Source organism: Streptomyces cahuitamycinicus (assembly GCF_002891435.1).
Classification (GTDB): domain Bacteria; phylum Actinomycetota; class Actinomycetes; order Streptomycetales; family Streptomycetaceae; genus Streptomyces; species Streptomyces cahuitamycinicus.
The window spans coordinates 1-5,174 of the sequence record NZ_POUC01000506.1; the positions used below are offsets into that span (position 1 = coordinate 1).

Consider the following 5,174-nt stretch of genomic DNA (forward strand, 5'->3'; position numbering starts at 1 on the left):
CCTACACCCTGGAGTTCGTCGGCAGCGTCAGATGTGTATAAGTGACAGATGCGGTACGGCGAGGAGCCGGCCGCCTCCGTCGAGTCGCAGGGCCGACGGTGACGAGCTGGTCGGGAAGTCGGTGGTGACCGGCGTGTGCGGGGTGGTCGGGGTGGCGAGCGCCAGGCGCGGTCCCAGGGTGTCGATGACGCGGGCGAGGATCTGGGCCTCGGCGTACTCGGGGCGTTCGGTGCCGGTGGAGGAGACGTAGCCGCCGAAGTCGTAGCCGTGGCTCATGAGGTTGCCCGGCCTGCCCCAGTTCCCCGCGGACGGGGTGTACCCGAAGTTCCAGCCGGAGGACTGGAGGTAGGGGGCGATCAGCGAGGCGCCGCTGGTCAGGAGCCGGCGCAGGGTGCGGTGGCGGCGGTTGGTCTCGGTGATCAGCAGGGGCAGGTCGCGCTCCGCCAGCAGCTCGGCGTAGCGGCGTACTTCGGGTTCGATGTGCGGGGAGTCGTCGTCCGGGTAGAAGTTGCACGCCGGTACGACACCGGGGACGTCGCCGGTGGCGCCTTCGAGGTCGCCCTGTCCGGAGCAGGCGATCAGCGGCACGGTGATGCCGTGCCGGACGGCCTGGCCGCGTAGGGCGGTGAGGTAGCCGGTCCGGTCGTCGCAGTCGAAGAAGTCCAGCTCGTTCTCCAACTGCACCATGATCACAGGGCCGTTGGCCGGGTACTGGCGCTCGGCGAGGAGCGGCAGCGCCTGGTCGAACCAGGCGGTGACCCGGTCGAGGAAGCGCGGCTCGTGCTGACGGACCCGCAGCTGTGGGTCCAGGCCCAGCCAGGCCGGCAGTGCGCCGCCGTCCCACTCGGAGCAGATGTAGGGGCCGGGCCGCGCGATGACGTACAGCCCCTCCTCTTGTGCGAGGTCGAGGAAGGCGGCGACGTCCCGCCGGCCCTCGAAGGACCAGCGGCCGGGGGCCGTCTCGTGGAAGTTCCACGGCAGGTAGACGTCCACGCAGGTGTAGCCGGAGGCCCGGACCTGGGCGAGCCGGGCGCGCCATTGTTCTCGGGGCAGACGGAAGTAGAACAGGGACGCGCACAGTACGAGCTGCGGGCCGCCCTCGAAACGGATGCCGCGGGCGTCGAGCGCGATGCCCTGGTCGATGGTGGTGGGGTGGTTCACTTGACTCCCGCGCTTCCGCCGCTGATGTCCATTTCGTACAGGTACTTCTGGCCGAGGTAGTAGACGATGATCATCGGCAGGGCGAGCAGGATCGAGCCGACCATCACCAGGTTCCAGGGCGGTGCCTGGCCCGCCTGCGAGGTGGCGGTGATGTACTGCACGCCGAGGGCGAGCGGCATCTTCGACTCGTCGTTGAGGTAGATCAGGGGGCCCATGAAGTCGCCCCAGGTGTGGGTCAGCGTGAAGATGCCGATGGCGATCAGGACGGGCCTGAGCATCGGGAACATGATCCGCCGGTAGATGCCGAAGAAGCCCAGGCCGTCCATCATGGCCGCCTCGTCGAGCTCGCTGGGCAGCCGGGAGACGAACTGCCGTACCAGGAAGACGTTGAAGGCGTTGGAGAAGAAGTTCGGCACGATCAGCGGCAGGAAGGTGTTCACCCAGCCCAGGTCCCGGAACAGGATGAACTGGGGGATCATCGTGATCTGCGTCGGGATCATCATGGTGGCGATGACGATGAGGAACATCGTGTTCTTGCCCGGGGCCCGCAGCCGGGCGAAGGCGTAGCCGACCAGTCCGCTGGAGAGGACCTGCCCTGCCACCGAGAACAGCGAGATGAGCACCGAGTTGAGCAGGAAGGTGCCCACCGGCAGTTCGGTGCTGAACACCCGGGAGAAATTGTCCCAGTTGAACTCGCGCGGGATGATCGTGAACGCGCCGTTGTTCACAGTGGCGTCGCTGGACAGGGCGATCGAACCGACGAAGACCAGCGGGGTGGTCAGGACCGCCGCGACGATCATCAGGGTGCCGTAGGTGAAGGGGGTCGCGTGGAACGCCCGTACGGCGGGGGCCTGCCCCTCCGCGGGCCGGTCCTCGTGCCCGCGCTTGCGCACCGGGGTCGCCAGGGTCGCCATCACTTCACCTCGGTCTCGTAGAACACCCAGCGCCGGGTGGTGCGGAAGGCGATCACCGTGAACACCAGGATCACCAGGAACAGCAGCCAGGAGATCGCCGAGGCGTAGCCCATGCGGTAGTAGCTGAACGCCTGGTCGAACAGGAGCGGCACCATGGTCTGGGCCGCGTCGTAGCCCGCGGGGTTCTTGCCCTTCGGGATGAGGATGTAGAGCTGCGAGAAGATCTGGAACGCGTTGATCAGGCCCATGATCAGGTTGAAGAAGATGATGGGCGTCAGATGCGGCAGCGTGATGCTCCAGAACTGCCGCGTCGCGCTCGCGCCGTCGACCTCGGCCGCCTCGTACAGCTCACGCGGGATGCCCTTCATCGCGGCGAGCAGCAGTACGGTCGCGGCACCCGCGCCCCACGCCGACATCAGGATCAGGGCGGGCTTGACCCAGGGGCCGTCGAGCAGCCAGTTGGGGCCCGACAGTCCGAACAGGCCGAGGAAGTCGTTGATCGGGCCGTTCGGCGCGAGCACCATCCGGAAGATCATCGCCGTGGCGACCAGCGGGATCAGCGTCGGCAGATAGATCAGGGTGCGGAACAACTTGCGGGCCCTGACCTGCTTGTTGAGCAGGTTCGCCAGCCACAGCCCGAGCACCAGGCCCAGCGGGACCGAGATCGCCGCGTAGTAGAAGGTGTTCCACAGGGCCTTCCAGAACACCGGGTCGTCCGTGAGGAGCTTGACGTAGTTGTCGAAGCCGACCCACTTCGGCGGGTTGAAGGAGTCCCAGTCGGTCAGCGAGTAGTAGATCGACGCGATCATCGGCCCGAGCAGGAAGACCAGGAAGCCGATCATCCACGGCGAGATGAACAGGTAGAAAGAGAGCGCCTCACGGCGCCGACGCCGGGAGAGCCTCTGTTTCCCCGGTGACGCGGGTTTCCGCGCGACCGCCGAGGGCGTCTCGGGGGTGGGGGTCGTCGTGGTCGCCATCGCCGGTCATCCCGCGGACTTGATGAGGGACTCGAGGTCCTTCTGCAAGGCGGTCAGCGCCTTCTTGGCGCTGCGCTCCTTGCCGAGCCAGAAGTCGGCGAGGCCGTTGGAGATCACGTCCTGCATCTGGTTCCACTCGGGGATGAACGGCGCCCGGAAGACGAACTCGCTCGACTCGGCGAAGACGCCCATGTCGACGTCCGTCTTCATCCACGCCGGCTTGAGGAACGCCTGGCTCTTCTGCACCTCCAGGTTGGCCGGCACGTCCTGGCCGGAGGCGATGATCTCCGTCTGCGCCTCGGGGGAGGTGAGGAAGTCGATGGCCTTGAAGGCGTTGTCGCGCTGCTTGGAGGTGCGGGAGATCGCAAGTCCGCTGCCGAACGCCGACACGGCCTGCTTCTTGCCGCGCCACATCGGGGCGATGTCCCAGCCGAACTCCACCTTCGTCAGGCCCGACATGACCCAGAAGCCGTTGGCGTGGGTGGCGACCTTCTGGTTGGGGAACGCCTGGTCGCCGCCGATGTCGGGGCCCATGTCGGCGTAGTCCGCCTTGCTCGGCGCCACCTTGTGCTTGAAGACCAGGTCGCCGGCCCACTGGAGTGCCTCGACGACCTCGTCGCTGTCGACCGCGGGCCGGCCCTGGGCGTCGATGATGGTGCCGCCGTTCTGGTAGGCGAGACTCCACCACTGCGGAAACCATTCGGCACCGCTGTATCCCCAGACCTTGCCGGGGACCGTCAGCTCCTTGAACGCGTCGAGGGTGTCGTCCCAGGTCCAGTCCGCGGTGGGGGCCTTGACGCCCTTCTTGTCGAACATGTCCTTGTTGTAGAACACGGTGACCGCGCCGGAGCGGTCCGGGATCGCGTAGAGCTTGTCCTGATACGTGTAGAGCGAGCCGACCGGACCGAAGCGCTGCTCGGGGTCGAGTTTCGCCTTCTTGGCGAGATCGTCGAGGGGCAGCAACTGGTTCTTGCTGGAGTACGTGTTGACGCTCTCGGCGACCTGCATGATGTCCGGCCCGGTGCCGCCGGCGATCATCGTCTGCACCTTCTGCGGGTAAGCGTCGCCCGGGATCAACTGCAGCTTGATCTTCAGGTCCGGGTGCTTCTTGACCAGCAGGTCGATGCGGGCCTGATACGTCTTGCGGTCGGGGTCCCCGCCCCAGACCGTCATCAGCAGCGGAGCGTCACTCGAGCCGCTGCCGGACCCGCACGCCGTCAGTGTGACGACCCCCGCTGCGACTCCCAGCCCCAGAAATCCCCGACGAGAAAACCGCGCGCTGTCAAGCGTCATGGCACTGCCCTTCTTTGAGACATGCACACGCCTTGAGGTCGCCCGGATGATCAGACCGGACTTCGAATGGCGGTTAAAATAACCGTCGTTTTAAGCCAGCGACAAGACCTTGTTTCGTGTGGGTTCCGTTGTTATCCGGGGCGCGGGGCAGCACAAAGCGGGCATCGGCAAGGTTGTTGCAGGTGGGCCGGTGTGGGTGCCGTGGCCGATTCCGGCCGTGTGGAGCCGACTCCACCCGTAGGTGACCTGTTGCTGCGAGACCGGGCCGGTGCCCGGCCGTCCGCGCGATGGCCACCCCGGTCCGTCCAGGGGTGGCCTTCATGCGCGGTTCAGGAGCCTACGACGCCGGGGTCAGGTCCGCCCGGCCGAACAGGAGGGCATAGCCCGCGGGAAGTTGGGCCAGGATGCGGGTGACCAGGTCGTCGCCGACCAGGGGCGGCAGCGTACTGAGGACCGAGCCGGTGTCCCAGCGGGCCGTGGCAGGTGTGGCTCCTGGGGTGCGTGATGCGACCTCGTCGACGAACCGCGCGGCCGTGAGCCGGTGCGTGGCCGGGATCTGGGCGGCGATCAGCCGGGCGGCCTCGCCGGGCAGGGCACGGGCGAGGTCGACCCGTTCGTCGCCGGTGACCTGGGTGCCGAGGGCGGCCAGGACGGTACGGGTGACCTGTTCCGCCTTCGTCCGGGTGGGGTACAGGCCCGTTTCGCGGACCGCTTCGATCAGCTGGGGCCAGCCGTTGTCGTCGTCGGTGCGGGGGGCACGGCTGGTCGTCACACGGGGCACCGTCGTCGTGCTCATGTGCGGGGTTTTCCTCCGGGTGCGTGAGGGGGC

The 5,174-nt window shown here is 67.2% G+C and carries 5 protein-coding genes; all 5 read right to left on the bottom strand.

Annotation, left to right across the window (positions count from 1 at the left end; translation table 11 throughout):
* Positions 1-27 precede the first annotated feature (27 nt).
* The 5 genes from C1J00_RS48615 to C1J00_RS37865 all read right to left on the bottom strand — a co-directional run bounded on the left by C1J00_RS48615 (position 28) and on the right by C1J00_RS37865 (position 5,141).
* On the bottom strand, positions 28-1,161 hold the full coding sequence (locus C1J00_RS48615; protein WP_245936671.1) for a beta-galactosidase: 1,134 nt from the start codon (positions 1,159-1,161) through the stop codon (positions 28-30).
* Positions 1,158-2,075 (bottom strand): carbohydrate ABC transporter permease, encoded by a 918-nt coding sequence (locus C1J00_RS37850; RefSeq protein WP_102913432.1) that lies wholly within the window; start codon positions 2,073-2,075, stop codon positions 1,158-1,160. The genes C1J00_RS48615 and C1J00_RS37850 overlap by 4 nt, the downstream gene beginning before the upstream one ends.
* Positions 2,075-3,052, bottom strand: coding sequence for a carbohydrate ABC transporter permease (locus C1J00_RS37855; protein WP_102913433.1), 978 nt, complete (start codon positions 3,050-3,052; stop codon positions 2,075-2,077). Before C1J00_RS37855 ends, C1J00_RS37850 begins: the two co-directional genes overlap by 1 nt.
* A gap of 6 nt (positions 3,053-3,058) precedes the next feature.
* Positions 3,059-4,225: an ABC transporter substrate-binding protein gene (locus C1J00_RS37860; RefSeq protein WP_245936672.1), complete on the bottom strand. Its 1,167-nt coding sequence runs from the start codon at positions 4,223-4,225 to the stop codon at positions 3,059-3,061.
* A 457-nt stretch (positions 4,226-4,682) separates the two neighbouring features.
* Positions 4,683-5,141: a DUF2267 domain-containing protein gene (locus tag C1J00_RS37865; RefSeq protein ID WP_102913435.1), complete on the bottom strand. Its 459-nt coding sequence runs from the start codon at positions 5,139-5,141 to the stop codon at positions 4,683-4,685.
* Positions 5,142-5,174: the final 33 nt, after the last annotated feature.